Raw genomic sequence first — 17,721 nt, 5'->3', positions numbered from 1 at the left:
AAGGCCGCTTTCCGCTGGATTATGATGGAGTTCAAATAAATGAATAAAAAGCAACGCGTTGCTCTGATCGGCTGTGGCTTTATCGGTGAGGTACATGCCGCCAATCTGCAGGCGCATCCTGCAACAGAACTGGTCTCAGTCGCCGATACGGATAGCGCACGCGCCGCCGCGTTTGCTGCGCGTTTTGCCGCCTGCGCCGCGTCAGCCAGCCAGCTGTTCAATGATGACAGCATCGATATGGTGTTAATCGCCAGCGCCACGCCTACCCACGCCGATCTGCTGGAGACGGCGGCGCGTGCCGGCAAAGCGATCTACTGTGAGAAACCTATCGATCTCTCTCTGGAACGCGCATGCCGGGTGGTGGACCGGGTTTTACACTTCAATGTGCCGGTGACGGTTGGCTTTAATCGCCGCTTTGACGTCAGCCATCAGCAGCTCAGGCAGCAGCTCCGGGAGGGCCGGATCGGTGCAGCTGAGCTTATTCAGATGGTCTGCCGTTCTTCTGAGATGCCGCCGCTCGCCTATTTACAGGCTTCAGGAGGACAGATGCGCGATCAGGCAATCCACTTTTTTGACCTGCTACGCTGGCTCACCGATGACGAGGTGACGGAAGTGGCGGCTATGGGTGCGGCGCTGGCACTGCCCGCCATCCGCGATTTTGCCGACGTGGACACCAGCACGCTGCTGCTGCGGCTGCAACGCGGCGGCCTGGCGCAGCTGGATAACGCTCGCCGTACCGGCTATGGCTATGATGAACGCATCAGCGTGATGGGCGCGGGCGGGATGCTGGTGTCTGAGAGTCAGCAGCAGCGCGGCGTGACCTGTTATCAGAACGCGCAGATCGCGCAGCCCGGGCTGTTGCCCGACTGGTTCAGCCGGGTGCAGGCCACCTACTACGCGCAGCTGGATGCCTTTGTCCGTTCACTCAACGGTGAGACGGTTAGCGATCTGCCGGGACTGGAAGATGGTCTGAAAGCCCAGGCGATCGCGGAAGCGGCGGTGATCTCGCTGGCAGAGCACCGCTTCTGTGCGGTTGAAAAAGTGTCGCTATGATCCGGACCGGCCGGACGCTCAGCCTGCCGGTCACTCACGCGCTGTGCGTTTTTCGTCTGCCGCACGCGCGTGAACAGACCTGCTCACTCTCTGGCATATCCCGTGCCGCCCGCCTGAATCGCTGCCGCCAAATCAGGGACATCAGTTTGTGCTGATCGGCCGCAATCCGCCAGCGCAACTGACCACAATAGCCGAAGCTGGCCGGACGGCGCTTACAGCGGGGGTTTCGTCTTAGCAGTAATGGTGAGGGCAATAGCAACGCGGTCATCGACTATCCCGACCAGCCGATCAACCCGGAAGGCGGTGCGGGATATGGCGGTGGTCGCATGCAGCGTCAGCGACTGCGCTGAAGACGTGAGCGGCTCTCCTCCCTCCAGTGTCGCCAGCATCACCACCGGACGGCTGACATCTTTCACCGTCAGGACGCCAAAGATACGGTATTCTCCCGCCCCCAGCGTGGCAACCCGGCTGCTGACAAAGCGGATGCCGGGATAGTGCTGCGCATCAAAAAACTGGTCACTTTTTAACTGCCAGGTTAATAACGCATTAGAGGCGACCAGCGTGTTGACGGGAATATTCACCTCAACATGATCATCCCTGTCCTGATCGGGGTTCAGCGTCACGGTACCGGTTACACCCTCAAGATGCGCCTGTGAAAAGCTGTGGCCAAAGGCGCGCCAGGAGAGCCCGATGGCGGTTTTTTCGGTGGCGATGGCGTAGGTGATCGGCGCGGCATGAATCGACGCGCTAAAGAAACAGCTCAGGCTTAACAGACAGGCGGTACGGATCATCAGATGGCTCTCTTTTACGTGCAGATAAGGTGTTAACGTCTGTCGGACTGAATCTATTCATTTTAAAACCTGACCAGGTTTACTCTTCGCTGGATAAACCCGATCCGCGGTAAACAGGGGCGGCGAAAATAGCCTTGTTGCCGGGAACCGTCCCTGAGCGCAAACCGCATTTTCTTCCCAATTGAAACTGCTGGCCTGCCGGGTCCTGACCTGACAGCAACAAAAGGGATCTCAATGCGCAGTCAGGACGTGAATAAACAGTCCTGGCTAATATTAAGAAAACCTTAAGCTGATAATATTTATATTCAAATTATTATTTCGTGCCCGTCACATAGCTATTCCATGCCGATCTCAAGCCTGATTTATTTTCATCATCATGAAAAATAATGTTTTTATCTTAGCCTGGACTATTGCTTCAGATTGATGGCAAAGCCATGAGACCTCCTGATCTTCATCGATTATAAACGTATTATCAATAAAGTGAAGAGAGTGGTAGTTGACATGATTATTAATATTAAATAAGTGAACTTTTTTGAAAATGATTAAATGAACTTTTATTTATTTTATTTAATTTAACCGGCTTCATTTAATGTTCAGTTAACTTTTGTGCGTTAGCGTGTATCACCCGTCTGATGTTTTAAATTTCTTAAGAAGAACAATACGCTCTCTTTGGAAAGGGTGCCGGCGGGAGATTCGCTATTTCCTCGCGATTACTGGGGTTGCGCACGATTAACCTTGTGTGCCTGTTTATTGTTTAGAGCTGCAGGAGTTTCACTATGGCCTTTTTGCCTTTTTCCCGCCCGGCGTTTGGTGATGAGGAACTGGCCGCCGTAAAAGCGGTTTTCGACTCTGGCTGGATCACCACCGGCGCGAAATGCGCCGAACTGGAGCAGGCATTTATCCAGCTGACCGGCAATCAGCAGGCGATCGCAGTCAGCTCGGCGACGGCGGGAATGCACGTCACGCTGATGGCGCTGGGCATTCAGCCCGGCGACGAGGTGATTACGCCCTCCATGACCTGGGTTTCTACCCTGAATCTGATCACGCTGCTCGGCGCGACCCCGGTGATGATTGATGTGGACCCGGATCATCTGATGGTGATGCCGGAGCAGATTGCCCGCGCCATCACGCCACGTACCCGCGCCATTATCCCGGTGCACTATGCCGGTGTACCGGTTGATCTGGCACCGATTTACCAGCTGGCTCGCCAGCACGATATCGCGGTGATTGAAGATGCGGCACATGCGGTCGGCACAACCTATCAGGGACAGCATGTCGGGCGCGAAGGCACCGCGATTTTTTCTTTCCACGCCATCAAAAATATCACCTGTGCGGAAGGAGGACTGGTGGTGACGGACGATGCCGCACTGGCCGAGCGCATTCGCAGCCTGAAGTTTCACGGGCTGGCGGTGGATGCCTTTGATCGCCAGACCCACGGCCGCCAGCCACAGGCTGAAGTGATGATGCCGGGCTTTAAATACAACCTGCCTGACATCAGCGCCGCGATTGCGCTGGTGCAGTTAAAAAAACTGCCAGGGTTTATTGCGCGACGCGGTGAGATAGCCCGGCGTTATCTCGATGCGCTCCAGTCACTGCCGTTCACGCCGCTGTCGCTGCCCGCCTGGCCCCATCAGCACGCGTGGCATCTGTTTATTCTGCGCATTGATGAGCAGCGCTGCGGTCTGTCGCGTGATGCCTTTATGCAGGCCCTGAAAGCGCGGGAGATTGGCAGCGGGCTGCATTTCCGCGCTGCTCACACCCACAAATATTATCGTGAGCGCTTCCCGCAGCTGCAGCTGCCCGCCAGCGAACGTAATAGCCAGCAAATGTGTTCCATTCCGCTGTTCCCGTCGATGACGGATCAGGATGTGGATCGCGTCATTCAGGCGTTACATGAGATTGCGGAGGCCTGAGATGCGCGACGTTAAACCCATCAACCTGCTCTCCGTGGTGATTCCGGTCTACAACGAGCAGGAGAGTCTGCCAGAACTGATTCGCCGCACCCGTGCAGCCTGTGATCCGCTGGGAGTGGCGTATGAACTCCTGTTAGTCGATGACGGCAGCAGCGATCGCTCAGCGGAGATAATCGAACAGGCCGCCGCCGTTGCGGACAGCCCGGTGATTGGAGTGCTGCTAAACCGTAACTATGGTCAGCATTCCGCCATCATGGCCGGCTTCAGCCACGTTCGTGGCGATTTGATTGTGACGCTCGATGCCGATCTGCAAAACCCGCCGGAGGAGATCCCCCGACTGGTTGAGGCCGCGCGTCAGGGCTATGACGTGGTCGGCACGGTACGGCAACAGCGGCAGGATAGCTGGTTCCGTCGTCAGGCATCCCGCACGCTGAACCGGCTGATTCAGCGGGTCACCGGTAAAGCGATGGGCGATTACGGCTGCATGTTGCGCGCCTACCGTCGTCATATTGTCGATGCGATGCTCAACTGCCACGAGCGCAGCACCTTCATTCCCATTCTGGCGAATACCTTTGCCCGCCACACCATCGAGCTGCCGGTGATCCATGCCGAACGGGCCTTCGGTGACTCGAAATACAGCTTTATGCGGCTGATTAACCTGATGTATGACCTGGTGACCTGCCTGACCACCACACCGCTGCGCTGGCTCAGCGTCGTCGGTAGCGTCATTGCGCTCACCGGCTTCGGCTTCTCCCTGGTGTTAATCGTGCTGCGTCTCTTCTTCGGTGCCGCCTGGGCAGGTGACGGCGTGTTCGTGTTATTCGCCGTGCTGTTCATGTTTATCGGTGCGCAGTTCGTGGGTATGGGCCTGCTCGGTGAGTATATCGGGCGGATTTATAACGATGTTCGTGCGCGTCCGCGCTATTTCGTTCAACGCGTTGTTAAGGCTCCTGAAGAGCCTTCAGTACAGCCATCAGTACAGGAAAGTTCATTATGAAGACCCTCGTTTTCGCCTATCACGACATGGGCTGTGTTGGCATCACTGCGTTGCTGAACGCAGGTTATGAAATCACCGCCATTTTTACCCACAACGATGAGGCGACCGAAAATCACTTTTTCGGTTCGGTGGCGCGGCTGGCGGCTGAGCATGGTATCCCGGTCTATGCCCCGGACGAGGCGAATCACCCGATCTGGCTCGACCGGATCCGCACCATGGCGCCCGACATGATTTTTTCGTTCTACTACCGGCATCTGCTGAGCGATGAGATCCTGGCGTGCGCCCGGCATGGCGCCTTTAATCTGCACGGATCGCTGCTGCCCCGATATCGTGGCCGCGCACCGCTCAACTGGGCGTTAATTAATGGTGAGCGCGAAACCGGCGTTACGCTGCACCGGATGGTGAAACGGGCCGATGCTGGCAATATCCTGGCGCAGCAGCGGGTGGCGATTGAGGATCAGGACACGGCGCTGACGCTGCACCGCAAACTGTCGGCGGCGGCGGAGCAACTGCTGAACGATCTGCTGCCCAATCTGCGCCGCGGTCAGATCAGCGAATGGCCGCAGGATGAAAGCCAGGCAAGCCGGGTGGGGCGGCGCACCGCTGAAGATGGTCGTATTGACTGGCATCAGCCGGCGCAGGCGATTCACAATCTGGTCAGAGCGGTCACCGATCCCTGGCCGGGTGCTTTTGCCTTTGCCGGCTCGGTCAAATTTATCGTCTGGAAGAGCCGGGTTCATCCGCAGCAACACGCGGCGAAGCCCGGTACCGTGCTGTCGAAACAGCCTTTCCTGATCGCCTGTGGCGACGGGGCGCTGGAGATTCAGACCGGACAGTCTGAGCACGGTGTTTACATGAACGGCAGCCAGCTGGCACAGAGTTTAGGCATGGTGCCGGGCGCGCTGCTTTACTCGCAACCGCAGTCCGTCCTGCAGCGCCGTACCCGGGTGCTGATCCTCGGCGTAAACGGCTTTATCGGTAACCACCTCACCGAGCGGCTGTTACAGGATGACCATTTCGAGGTTTATGGTCTGGATATCAGTTCCGACGCCATCAGCCGTTTTCTGGATCAGCCGCGCTTCCATTTCGTTGAAGGTGATATCGCTATCCACTCCGAATGGATTGAGTATCACATTAAAAAATGTGATGTCATCCTGCCGCTGGTGGCGATTGCGACACCGATCGAATACACCCGTAATCCGTTGCGGGTATTTGAACTCGATTTCGAGGAGAACCTCAAAATCATTCGCGACTGTGTGAAGTATCAGAAGCGCATCATTTTCCCTTCGACCTCGGAAGTGTACGGCATGTGTACCGATGCCAGCTTCGATGAGGACGGTTCTAATCTGGTGGTCGGACCGATCAATAAGCAGCGCTGGATCTATTCGGTATCCAAACAGCTGCTGGATCGGGTGATCTGGGCCTATGGCGAAAAAGAGGGGCTGCGTTTTACCCTGTTCCGTCCATTCAACTGGATGGGCCCGCGGCTGGACAACCTTAATGCGGCTCGCATCGGCAGTTCGCGCGCCATCACGCAGCTGATTCTTAATCTGGTGGAGGGATCGCCAATCAAGCTGATTGATGGCGGCAGGCAGAAGCGCTGCTTTACTGACATTCAGGATGGGGTAGAGGCGCTGTTCCGGATTATTGAAAACAAGCAGCAGAACTGCGACGGCCAGATCATCAACATTGGCAACCCGGAGAACGAAGCCAGTATCAAAGAACTGGCAGAGCAGCTGCTGGCCAGCTTTGAACGTCACCCATTGCGTCATCAGTTCCCACCGTTTGCCGGTTTCCGTGAGGTGGAGAGCAGCAGCTATTACGGCAAAGGCTATCAGGATGTGGAACACCGCAAACCGGCGATCCGTAATGCGCGCCGGCTGCTGGGCTGGACGCCGACCGTAACCATGGATACCACCATCGATAATACGCTCGACTTCTTCCTGCGTACCCTTGAGCAGCAGGCTGAGCATCAATGAAAAAGGTGGGTCTGCGGATTGACGTGGATACCTGGCGCGGCACGCAGCAGGGCGTGCCTGCGCTGCTGACGCTATTCAGGCAGCATGCCATACGCGCCAGTTTTTTCTTCAGCGTCGGGCCAGACAACATGGGACGCCATCTGTGGCGTCTGATCAAGCCGGCTTTTCTGTGGAAGATGATGCGCTCGCGCGCCGCCTCGCTCTACGGCTGGGACATCCTGCTGGCCGGCACCGCCTGGCCAGGGAAGCCGATTGGTCGCGGTCTGAGTCGCATTATGCAGGAGACCGCCCGCCAGCATGAGGTGGGGCTGCACGCCTGGGACCATTTTGCCTGGCAAACCTGGGCTGGCGTCTGGCCGGAAGAGAAGCTGATCGAACAGATTGCGCGCGGCAGCGAGACGCTAAGCGACATTCTCGGTCATCCCATCAGCTGCTCGGCTGTCGCAGGCTGGCGTGCCGATGGCCGGGTGATGGCCGCTAAGCAGAACTTTGGTTTTCACTACAACAGTGATTGCCGCGGCAGCGAACCTTTCCTGCCGCTGCTGCCTGACGGGCAGACTGGCACAGTACAGATACCGGTCACGCTGCCGACCTGGGATGAAGTGGTGGGTCGGCAGGTCAGCGCCAATGGGTTCAACGGCTATATCCTTGATCAGATGCTGGCCGCTGGCGGAACGCCGGTTTACACCATTCATGCCGAAGTGGAAGGCATTGTCGGCTATCAGGACTTTGCCACGCTGCTGACCTGTGCCCGGCGCAACGGCATTGAATTTTGTCCGTTAAGCGCGCTGCTGCCCGCCGATCTCTCCACCCTGCCGGTAGGCAAAGTGGTCAGGGGCGAGATTGCCGGACGGGAAGGGTGGCTGGGCTGTCAGAAACGGATTGATGAGGTGAAATAGCCCGATGCGTATAACCACCCGATGGCTGGTTTTTGTCAGCCTTTTTGCTCTCTATTACCTGATCCCGCCGATGTTCCGCGATCTCTGGCAGCCGGACGAGACCCGCTACGCCGAGATCAGCCGCGAGATGCTGGCAAGCGGTAACTGGGTAGTGCCGCACTTTTTCGGCCTGCGCTATTTTGAAAAACCGGTGGCAGGTTACTGGATCAACACGCTGTGCCAGTGGCTGTTTGGCCATACTCTTTTTGGCGTGCGGGCCGGTTCGGTGATCGCCACTACGCTGACCGCGGTGCAGATTTACTGGCTGGGTAAACGGCTGTTTTGCTCGGCGCGGACGGCGGCAATGGGCGCGATCATCTTCCTCAGTTCGCTGCTGGTTTACGGTGTCGGCACTTATGCGGTGCTCGATCCGATGTTAATGCTCTGGCTGGCGGCAGCGATGTGCAGCTACTGGCTGGCAACGCAATCTGTTGCGCGCTCCGGTCGCCTTGCCGGTTATCTGCTGCTCGGCCTCGCCTGCGGCATGGGATTGATGACCAAAGGGTTTCTGGCGCTGGCGGTACCGGTGCTGGCGATTCTGCCGTGGGCGATCTGGCACCAGCGACTTAAAGAATTACTGATTTATGGGCCGCTGGCGGTGCTGGCAGCGGCGGCGATCAGCGCGCCCTGGGCGCTGGCCGTTGCCCATCAGGCACCCGATTTCTGGCACTACTTCTTCTGGGTGGAGCACATTCAGCGTTTCGCCGAACCCAATGCGCAACACAAAGCGCCGTTCTGGTATTACCTGCCGGTGTTGCTGCTGGGGACGTTGCCCTGGCTGGGACTGCTGCCGGGCGCGCTGATAACGGGCTGGCGCGAACGTCAGCATCAGGCCGGCGCACGTTATCTGCTGAGCTGGACGGTGATGCCGCTGCTGTTCTTTAGCCTGGCAAAAGGCAAGCTGCCGACCTACATCCTGCCCTGTTTTGTCCCGCTGTCGCTGCTGATGGCGCACTACGGTCTGAGCGCCGCGCAGCGGGCCGGACGGGCGCTGAAAATCAATGGCTGGCTGAATGTGCTGTATGGCGCGCTGATGCTGGCTGTTTTGCTGCTGGTGCTGGCCCCGTGGAGCCTGACACACCATCCGCTGTTTGCCCGCAGTGAATACAGCAAGCTGGCGCTGGCGGCGCTGGCGTTCATCAGCTGGTCGCTGATCGGCCTCTACAGCCTCCGCTATGCCAGCCATCGCTGGCAGGCTGCAGCGCTCTGTCCGTTGATGGTGTCGCTGGTGGTCGGGCAGGTGATCCCGCAGAAGATACGGGATGCCAAACAGCCACAGCATTTTGTGGCAGCAATCAGCGATCGGCTGGCGACCAGCCGCTATATTCTGGCGGATAATCCCGGCGTCGCCTCGGCGGTCGCCTGGCACCTGCGCCGCAGTGATATCGGATTTTATGATGAGAAAGGCGAGCTGGAATATGGCCTGAGCTATCCTGACGCACAATCCCGCTTCGTCACTCAGGCGGCATTCCGTGGCTGGCTCGCGGCGCATCGCCGCACGGGAAGCGTCTCGCTGTTGCTGCTGGTCGACTCGGTACACAGCGATATCGGCGCGCAGGTGCCGATGCCGGACGCGGTTTATCGCCAGGGCAGGCTGGTCAGCCTCTATTATGGCCAGACGCGGTGATGATCGTGCTAATCGTGCTGGTCAGCCTGCTCAGCTGCAGCGCCCAGCTGTGCCAGAAACAGGCAACCCGCGTAAGGGGTTCCCGACGGGTGGCCTCTGGCTGGATCGCGGGCAGCGTGCTGTTGCTGGGTATCGCGATGGTGCTCTGGCTGGTGGTGCTGCAGCGGGTGCCGGTCAGCCAGGCCTATCCGATGCTGAGCCTCAATTTTATCTTTGTGGCGCTGGCGGCGCGGATACTCTGGCGTGAGCGCTTAACGCTGCGCCAGATCTGCGGCACGCTGCTGGTCGTGGCTGGGGTGATGCTGATGGGCAGTCAGCGATGAAAGGCTACGGCTGGGTGGCGGGCAGCGTGTTACTGGTGTCGATGGCACAGTTGATGATGCGCTGGGCGATGTCGCAACTGCCTGAGCTGACTGCGCTGGCCGAAGTGGCGTCCTCTTTTGCTCTGCTTCCCGCGCTGCTGCTGCTGCTGCTGCTGACCGGACTCGGCGCCTACGGATTGTCGATGTTGTGCTGGATTCAGGCGCTTCATCATTTTCCGCTTAACCGGGTTTATCCACTGCTGAGTCTGAGTTATGTACTGGTGTGGCTGGCCGCCGTTGGCCTGCCCTTTTTCCATGAGTCTTTCAGCTGGCGCGGGCTGGCGGGCATAGCCGTTATCATCATCGGGGTGCTCTGTATCGCACGTAAGCCCTGACATCGCCAGCAGTCCGGTTGCGGCGTGCAGCTATCAGCCTCATACCCAGTCTGCCTGTAACTGGCGGTGACGTCATTAATGCGTCTCCAGCCCAGCCTTCTTCTGCGGCGCTTGCCGTAATCGAAGAATAACCTCCTGCTGAAGATGGCCGGTTTACCGTTCAGCCTGCTCCGGTCCGCTTCGCCTGTCCCACGTCAGTGCCTGGCGATGAGCGGTGTGCCAGTGTCGCACCGCAGGCCCGGACGGGTATCCGACAGAAAACCCTGCCTGAATCAGTCATAATAATTAGCATGCTTAATGATTAATATCAAAAACGCGCAATCTGTTGTGCGTCCAGCACCGGTGCTTTTGCGACTCCGCTCGCGTTTTTGTTGCGGTTGGCTGATCAGATCAACCGGTGATTCGCCCTGTCCGATGTCGTGCCGCGCCACCATTCGGTAGAGGACTGACTTTTTCCCCGGTGATAATATCCACCTTTATGACCTGCGTTTGGGGCAGTGCCGTTCAGCAGCAGAAACCGTTCCGCACCGTTCCCTCCTTTTTGCCCGCGCTGTTACTGTTAAATGAATTTAAAGGTTAGGCCGCGCTGGCCGATAACTGCAACAGGGCTTCTTTTAACCCATTGCTGCACCTTTTTTCTTTTTTCTCAATACATCCTCTTATGAAAGGTAAACCTTATGGGCCTCGCATATAAAATCTCTGATATAAAAATGGGCAAAAAGCTGGGGGCCGGTTTTGCTGTTGTGATTGCCGCATCACTGGTGATTGCACTGCTTGCCTTTGGTTGTTTTAACAACATCAAAGATAACTCAGCGCGCCGTTCTGTCACCGTGGAGATGGTGAATACCCTGAGTAATGCCCGACTCAATCGCACGCTCTATCAGTACACCAAAGAACAAAAATATGCAGAGCTGAATGTCCAGGCGATTAACGAACTGTTCGCTCACTACAAAAAGCTATCGGCTTTTAAATGGGATGCTGACGGTGAGGCGAAAATCAGCGCGATGGGCGAGAAATTAAATAATTATCAGTCATCGCGTCAGGCCTTTATTCAGGTTTCCGGTGTGCGGGCAAAAGCCCGTGACGCGATGCTGTCAGCTAACCTGTTTACCCAGGCGCATAATCTGGAACAGAGCCCTCTGGCCACGCTGCCGGAAGCCGCACTGCCCGTTTTGCAGCTGGCGTCCGCAGTGAAAGAAGCGGCTTTTAATGTTGATCGCTTTGTTGCTCAGCCGGATGAAACGCAAAAGCAGGATTTGCTCACGCGGTTCAGCGCCATTGATCAACAGGCCGCGCAGTTGCTCTCCATTTTAAGCACTGAGCAACAGACCGCTATCGCCGCCGTCATCAGCGACAGTCAGCACTACGTTCAGGCGCTGTCAGCTTACGCTGCCGATTTTGAGAAAGAACAAGCCGCGTCGCTGGCCCTGACCCAGGCGGCTGAACAGCTGAACGCTTCGGTCGGGGATATTTTTGCCTACCAGTCTCTGCTCTCAGCCGGTTTTATCAAAGTTGCTGAGATGCGGATCGCCTTTGCGGCTCTGCTGTCTGTTCTTCTGAGCCTGTTTATCGCCTGGAAGATCACGCGCGCGATCACTCAACCTCTTAAAACCATGCTGGCCGCTGCGTTACGCATTGCGCAGGGCGATCTGACCGTTTCGCTGGCGACCCGTCGGGGTGATGAAATAGGGCAGCTGATGCAGGCCATAGACAGCATGAATCAGAGCCTGAAAAACATCATTGTCAGCGTCAGAAGCGGCGTCAGCAGTGTGGCCCGCGCCTCTTCGGAAATCTCGGCCGGCAATACCGATCTCTCTTCACGCACCGAACAGCAGTCCGCGGCGGTAGTCGAAACCGCGGCGAGTATGGAACAGCTGACCTCCACGGTGAAACAGAATGCTGAAAACGCGCATCATGCCAGCCAGCTGGCCACCGAAGCCTCAGTGAATGCGGGCCGCGGAGGTGAGATTATTCGTGATGTTATCGCTACGATGGATGGGATCAGCAGCAGTTCAGGCAAAATAGGCGAGATTATTACGGTCATTAACAGCATCTCGTTTCAGACCAATATCCTGGCGCTGAACGCCGCGGTGGAAGCCGCCCGTGCAGGCGAACAGGGACGTGGCTTCGCGGTAGTGGCTGGCGAAGTGCGTAATCTTGCCCAGCGCAGCGCGGTGGCGGCCAAAGAGATTGAGACGCTGATCGGTGATTCTGTGAACCGCGTGACCAGTGGTTCCGTGCTGGTTAACCGTGCCGGTAACACGATGGATGAAATCGTACGTTCGGTGAGTCAGGTAAAAGAGATCATGGGCGAAATAGCGGCCGCTTCCGATGAGCAGAACCGGGGCATTTCCCAGATTTCCCAGGCGATGTCTGAAATGGATACCACGACTCAGCAGAACGCCGCGCTGGTTGAAGAGTCCTCCGCAGCGGCCAGCTCGCTGGAAGACCAGGCGATCCAGCTTGAGCAGACCGTGGCCGTATTCCGCGTCGCTGCGGATGGGCAGCACGCTACTGAACGGCCACAGCCGGTGAAAGCCAGTCCGCCGGCTTTCACTGCCCGATTACAGCCTGCCAGTGAAGCGGGCTGGGAAACGTTTTAAGCTGAATAGTCAGCCCTTTTCCGCAGGTCATCTGCGGGGAAGGGTTTCATCATCCTGGTCATCATGTTTTATTCATACTTCCCACTTTTCCGCAGCGTTTTTAGTCAGAAACAGGGCTTTGTGAAAACTGCCTGGTTCTGATGGCTCCTTCCTCATTAGCATTTTCACCGCCAGACCTCTTTTTATTACCCTTTTCAGGCAGCCGTTAACCTTTCTGACTGGCGAAGTTATCGTTTCCGTGTTAAATCTCTCTTTTATTATTATTTTCAGTCGGAAGATAAAGGATTTAACCATGCTGGTCGGTTTTAAGGCGCTATCAGAACGTTATGCTATCGAGCTGGCGCAACCGCTGCGTGTTGAATCGGCCATCGGCACGGTGCGATCCCGCCATGAGAGTCAGGGCCAGATAGAGAACCGCTATCCGCCCAGCTATCGCCCGGAAGACGATTTTGCCGGTCACTTCGCTTTTGGCCTCAAATATGAAGAGCTCCATCTGGAGTTTCTGGCCCGTCTGTTTGCCGCCACCGGCCCTGAGCCGCTGGAAAACTGGTGCCGCCGTGAACCTTACGGCCAATATGCCCGCCGTGCCGGTTTTTTCTATGAGTGGCTGACCGGCGAGACGCTGGCGGTGCCGGATGTGACCAACGGCGGCTATGTGGATGCGATTTCGGCTAAAGCCTACCTGACGCGCACCGGCATAAAGCGATCGAAACGCTGGCGTATCAATGACAATCTGCCGGGCAGCGTCGATTTCTGCCCCATCGTGCGACGGACCGCCGTGACAGAACAGGCGCTGGCATTTGATCTCCGGCAGGCACTTGCCGAACTGGATAACACATTTGGCGCCGATATCCTGATGCGTACCGCCAGCTGGCTAACGTTTAAGGAATCACGCGCCAGTTTTCTGATTGAGAAAGAGGCCAGCCAGGCCGATCGCATTCAGCGCTTTGCGCATGTGATTGCGCAATATTGCGGCCAGCTTGACGATCCGCTCAGTGAGGCCAGCCTGCACACCTTACAGAAAGGCATTCTGGGCCACGACGCGCTGGGGCTGGGACTGCGCCGCTCGCCGGTGTTTGTCGGACAGGCAACGATGCGGGAAGATATCGTTCATTACATTGCGCCGCACTACACCGACGTTCCGCGTTTTATGCAGGGTCTGAACGCTTTTGAACAGGCCACGCGCGGCGCTGAACCGCTGGCGCGTGCCGGCGTTATCGCCTTTGGTTTTGTCTATATCCACCCGATGCGCGACGGCAATGGCCGCATCCACCGGTTTTTAATCAACGATACGCTGATTCGCGATCGGGCCGTACCGGACGGCGTCATTCTGCCGGTTTCCGCCACCATCACCAGTTCACTGGATTTCCGTGCAGGCTACGATCGCACGCTGGACGTTTTTTCAAAACGCCTGATGCGGCGTTACGCCGGCAGCTATCGTTTCGGTGAGCTGATCACCTATCCGGACGGTACGCTGAGCAACTTCAGTTTCAGTGACTACGACGACGCGCGATTCGCCTGGCGCTACCCCGACTTAACAGAGCAGGTGCTCTACACTGCCCGGGTGATCGCGCATACGGTACAAACGGAAATGGCTGACGAAGCGCGAGTGCTGGTGATTTTTCAGCGGGCGCAGCAGCGTCTGAAAGAGGTGATTGAGATGCCGGATCAGGACGCCAGCCGCATCATCCGGTCGCTGAAGGAGAATGGCTGGCAGGTGTCCGGCAAGCTGAAAAAAGCGTTCCCGCAGTTTGAAGAGGAGGAAAAAGCCCGGCAGATTATTGAGGCAGTCCGATCGGCATTTGAGGAGCAGGGGCGTGATTAAGCGTCAGATTCTGACGCTGAATGCTCTGAAAAATATTCTTTTTCAGCCAGTCGGCCGAAGATTTTTTGCCGCTACGCTGGTGGGAGTAAATTTTCACCGTAAAAGCGGGGGCGAAAAAGGGCAGCGGGAAAGTTTTCACCTTCGCTAATCGGGCAATTTTTCCGGCGACATAAGACGGTATAGCCATCAGCAATTCACTTTCCGCCACAATATGCGGAGAGCTCAGCATTGAGGGCGTTTTGAGGGTGATCCGGCGCGTCAGCCCCAGTCGCGCAAGGTGCGTATCCAGCAGGCCTTTCTTTTCATTCCACGGCGTGACCACCAGATGACCCGCCGCCAGATACTCTTCCAGCGTCAGGCTGACACGCCGGATGTTACTGATCACCACAAATTCATCGCTGAACAAATCGACCTCATCCAGATCCTGATGTCTGACATCATCCGGCTCGCTAAAACTCAACGCCAGGTCCACTTCACCGGCCAGTAATTCATTCAGTGCAGGATTGTGCGGCAGATGGCAGAGTTCGAAATTTATGCCGGGTGCGCTTTTTTCAACCTCTTTAATCAGTTCCGGAAAGATACAGAAGGCGGTGTAATCCGTAACGGCAATCCGGAAAGATTGCGTGCTGGTCAGCGGTTCAAACGGCTTTACCGGGCTGAGATGCTGATTGAGGACGGCGAGGGATGCGGCAATATGAGGCGCCAGCTGATGCGCGAAAACGCTGGGGCACATCCGGTGTCCTTCGCGATAGAACAGCGGATCTTTCAGAAATTCACGCAGGCGCGTTAACGCATGACTTAACGCTGAGGTGCTCATGGCCAGCTCACCAGCCGCCAGCCTGACCGAACGGTGCCGGTAAACGGCATCAAAAACAGGCAGAAGATTCAGATCGAGACGTCGCAGTACATGATGCATCAGATTCACCTGTAATTGATTTTATTGCACTTAATTCATTAAAGAATAGCGATTATCCTTACGGGCATCAAAGGGTACTGAGTAGAGAATATTTATGCGCGTTATTATTCGACAGGCCAGCCCGGAAGATACGGATGCCATCTGTAACATGGTCAATGGCCTCTCCGTATACAGCGAAGCGCCGTTACAGGCGGTGCCGGACGCTGATCAGATCAGACGCACCCTGTTTGCCCCCGACAGCACCGCAGAGGCCTACATCTGTGAAATCGAGGGCGTGGTTGCGGGTTACTGCGTTATTTCAATGAGCTTTTCGACCTGGATCGGCCGCTGTAGCCTGAATATGGAGGATCTCTATTTCACGCCCGACTATCGCGGACGCGGAGCGGGCAAAGCCATACTTCACTATATTGCTCAGCTTGCTGTCAGCCGGAAATGCAGCCGGATTGAGTGGAATGTGCTCGACTGGGATAAATCCGCCAAAGATTTCTATCACAGCATTGATGCGCTTCCGCTGAGCGAGTGGGTACGTTACCGGCTTGATGGCCCGGCGCTGGAGAAGTTTGCGTCGCGTGAGCTCAACTGAACCCATTTGTGAAAAGTGCTGACGCCATTCATGACAGGATGCCGCTGACCGATCGCCATCTGCGAGACGTTTCATAAGAATATGCCGGTGAAAGCACTGCGGTGCCTTTACCCGGTTTAAAGCGCTGCCGCGCGTCAATTCAGGAAGTCTGTCATGAAAGAGAAAGTTGCGCTGCTGGCGTCAGGTTCAGCACGGGCCATTGGTGAAGCTATCGCGGCGGGCGAGATCAGCGCGCTGGAGGCCACAGAGTGGTATCTGGATCGTATCGAACGATACGATCAGGGCGACGCGGGCATTAACTGCGTCAGAAGCCTTTCCCGCCTTGCGCGGGAAGAGGCGCGGCGTGCCGATGCGGAACGTGCTGCCGGACATATAAGGGGACCGCTGCATGGCGTACCCTATCTGATCAAAGATAACGCCTTCACCCTGGACGGCAGCGTAGCTTCAGCGGGTGCCAGTGCGCTGGCTGAGTTTGTTCCACCTTATGAGGCGACGTTAGTCACACGTCTGCGCGAGGCGGGCGCGGTGCTGCTGGGGAAAACCAATATGACGGAGTTTGCAGACTTCGTTGCAGAGACAATGCCTGCCGAATTTAGCGGGGCGGGCGGCGTTGTCCGCCATCCGCTGGGCTTGCGGTATGGGCGGGGAGGCGGCTCCAGCGTGGGATCAGCCGCTGCTGTTGCCGCCGGATTTTGCGGTTTTGCCATCGGTTCGGAAACACAAAACTCTCTTCAGACACCGGCAGTCCACAGTGCCATCGTCGGTTTTAAACCTACGGTGGGTCGCGTCAGTCGTCACGGTTTTATCCCGCTGGTTCCCAGTCAGGATTCGCCGGGCCCCCTGGCGCGCACTGTCGATGATGCGCAGTTGATCTATCAGGCTATCGCCGGCGCGGACAGCAATGACAGCGCGACGCTTGCCACTTTTCCTTCTGAATCCCGCCGCAATATCCGGCTGGCGGGGCTGCGGATCGGTATTCCGCGCCGCTTCATTGCCGACAGTGTACTGACGCCCGCTCACACCGCGGCATTTGACAATCTGCTGCAATCACTGGCTCAGGCGGGCGCCGGGATTATCGACCCTTGCGATCTGCCTTCCGCAGAGCAGCTTAGCCACGTTCGCTCATGCGTATTTCGCACGGAGTTTCGCGCCAGCCTCAACCGCCTGCTGACGGCGCTAAAACCCTGTGGTATCGGCTCCTTACGCGACATCATTGCGTGGAACAGCGCCCATCCGGCGCACATTCCCTATGGTCAGTCTCTGCTGGAGGCCACTGAGGCGGCACCGGATATCCATTCAGCAGAATATGCAGGCGATCGCCAGCAGGACATAGCGCTAAGTCTTGAGAACGGGATTCTGGCTGCGCTGGCGTCCGCACAGGCCGATGTTTTGCTGTCGCCCCTGTCAGCCGCGGCAAAATGTACCGGAAAAGCGGGCGCGCCGGTGGTGGCGATACCCGCAGGCGCAGATGCGGAAGGTTTACCCTTTGGCATTACGCTCTACGGGGCGCCGGGACAGGATGCGGATATCCTTCAGGCCGCTATCGCGGTGGAAAGCGTCATCGGCAAACGGCTGATGCCCGCTTTTAATGAATGAATGACCTCAGCCGCGCTGAACGCGAAAAGGGCTGCCTGCTGGCCGTAATGCCTGTCAGTTAAGCGACAGGTGATAACGCAGTCTGGTGCCGATCAGGGGCTGGCGGTCCTCGCGCCGCTGCGCGGTACCTTCACTTCATTCCTCTGCCTGACGGACCGCCGGGGATGGCACATCCTGTGCCGCCCCGCCTTTCGCCCGCGTCC

General features: G+C 57.2%; 14 protein-coding genes. 12 read left to right on the top strand and 2 right to left on the bottom strand.

The window, feature by feature from the left end; genetic code table 11:
• The first annotated feature begins 39 nt into the window (after positions 1 to 39).
• Positions 40 to 1,053, top strand: coding sequence for a Gfo/Idh/MocA family oxidoreductase (locus WFK59_RS20485; RefSeq protein WP_336757077.1), 1,014 nt, complete (start codon positions 40 to 42; stop codon positions 1,051 to 1,053).
• A gap of 212 nt (positions 1,054 to 1,265) precedes the next feature.
• On the opposite strand, the gene WFK59_RS20480 is transcribed toward WFK59_RS20485, so the two are convergent.
• A complete protein-coding gene (locus tag WFK59_RS20480; RefSeq protein WP_336757076.1) occupies positions 1,266 to 1,844 on the bottom strand; it encodes a YceI family protein in 579 nt (192 codons plus the stop codon).
• 776 nt (positions 1,845 to 2,620) lie between these two features.
• Between WFK59_RS20480 and arnB the strand changes: the two genes are divergently transcribed.
• The 9 genes from arnB (at position 2,621) to WFK59_RS20435 (ending at position 14,423) form a co-directional block, all read left to right on the top strand.
• The gene (arnB, locus tag WFK59_RS20475) at positions 2,621 to 3,757 is read left to right on the top strand and encodes a UDP-4-amino-4-deoxy-L-arabinose aminotransferase (RefSeq protein ID WP_336757074.1); all 1,137 of its coding nucleotides are present in this window, start codon (positions 2,621 to 2,623) and stop codon (positions 3,755 to 3,757) included.
• Position 3,758: 1 nt separating this feature from the next.
• Positions 3,759 to 4,754: an undecaprenyl-phosphate 4-deoxy-4-formamido-L-arabinose transferase gene (gene arnC / locus WFK59_RS20470; protein ID WP_336757072.1), complete on the top strand. Its 996-nt coding sequence runs from the start codon at positions 3,759 to 3,761 to the stop codon at positions 4,752 to 4,754.
• Complete coding sequence (arnA, locus tag WFK59_RS20465) at positions 4,751 to 6,733, top strand: bifunctional UDP-4-amino-4-deoxy-L-arabinose formyltransferase/UDP-glucuronic acid oxidase ArnA (RefSeq protein ID WP_233988920.1); 1,983 nt, start codon at positions 4,751 to 4,753, stop codon at positions 6,731 to 6,733. The genes arnC and arnA overlap by 4 nt, the downstream gene beginning before the upstream one ends.
• Positions 6,730 to 7,632, top strand: coding sequence for a 4-deoxy-4-formamido-L-arabinose-phosphoundecaprenol deformylase (gene arnD, locus WFK59_RS20460; protein WP_233988919.1), 903 nt, complete (start codon positions 6,730 to 6,732; stop codon positions 7,630 to 7,632). Before arnA ends, arnD begins: the two co-directional genes overlap by 4 nt.
• Before the next feature lie 4 nt (positions 7,633 to 7,636).
• Positions 7,637 to 9,298: a lipid IV(A) 4-amino-4-deoxy-L-arabinosyltransferase gene (gene arnT / locus WFK59_RS20455; RefSeq protein ID WP_336757071.1), complete on the top strand. Its 1,662-nt coding sequence runs from the start codon at positions 7,637 to 7,639 to the stop codon at positions 9,296 to 9,298.
• Positions 9,298 to 9,621, top strand: coding sequence for a 4-amino-4-deoxy-L-arabinose-phosphoundecaprenol flippase subunit ArnE (gene arnE, locus WFK59_RS20450; protein WP_336757069.1), 324 nt, complete (start codon positions 9,298 to 9,300; stop codon positions 9,619 to 9,621). Before arnT ends, arnE begins: the two co-directional genes overlap by 1 nt.
• On the top strand, positions 9,618 to 9,995 hold the full coding sequence (arnF, locus tag WFK59_RS20445; RefSeq protein WP_336757068.1) for a 4-amino-4-deoxy-L-arabinose-phosphoundecaprenol flippase subunit ArnF: 378 nt from the start codon (positions 9,618 to 9,620) through the stop codon (positions 9,993 to 9,995). Before arnE ends, arnF begins: the two co-directional genes overlap by 4 nt.
• A gap of 677 nt (positions 9,996 to 10,672) precedes the next feature.
• Complete coding sequence (locus WFK59_RS20440) at positions 10,673 to 12,598, top strand: methyl-accepting chemotaxis protein (RefSeq protein ID WP_293001476.1); 1,926 nt, start codon at positions 10,673 to 10,675, stop codon at positions 12,596 to 12,598.
• Between the two features lie 292 nt (positions 12,599 to 12,890).
• Positions 12,891 to 14,423, top strand: a complete 1,533-nt coding sequence (locus WFK59_RS20435) for a Fic family protein (protein WP_336757067.1) — start codon at positions 12,891 to 12,893, stop codon at positions 14,421 to 14,423.
• On the opposite strand, the gene WFK59_RS20430 is transcribed toward WFK59_RS20435, so the two are convergent.
• Positions 14,377 to 15,339, bottom strand: coding sequence for a LysR family transcriptional regulator (locus WFK59_RS20430; protein WP_336757066.1), 963 nt, complete (start codon positions 15,337 to 15,339; stop codon positions 14,377 to 14,379). The genes WFK59_RS20435 and WFK59_RS20430 overlap by 47 nt on opposite strands.
• 94 nt (positions 15,340 to 15,433) lie before the next feature.
• Between WFK59_RS20430 and WFK59_RS20425 the strand changes: the two genes are divergently transcribed.
• Both WFK59_RS20425 and WFK59_RS20420 read left to right on the top strand, forming a co-directional pair.
• On the top strand, positions 15,434 to 15,922 hold the full coding sequence (locus tag WFK59_RS20425; protein WP_233988913.1) for a GNAT family N-acetyltransferase: 489 nt from the start codon (positions 15,434 to 15,436) through the stop codon (positions 15,920 to 15,922).
• Positions 15,923 to 16,075: 153 nt separating this feature from the next.
• Entirely contained in the window at positions 16,076 to 17,518 is a 1,443-nt protein-coding gene (locus WFK59_RS20420; protein ID WP_233988912.1) for an amidase family protein, read from the top strand.
• Positions 17,519 to 17,721: the final 203 nt, after the last annotated feature.

Origin of the sequence: Pantoea sp. USHLN298 (assembly GCF_037149395.1) — a bacterium.
In the GTDB taxonomy this organism is placed as follows: Bacteria; Pseudomonadota; Gammaproteobacteria; order Enterobacterales; family Enterobacteriaceae; genus Pantoea; species Pantoea astica.
Note: the sequence above shows the minus strand (reverse complement) of the source record. Positions and strands in the feature narration are given on the sequence as shown.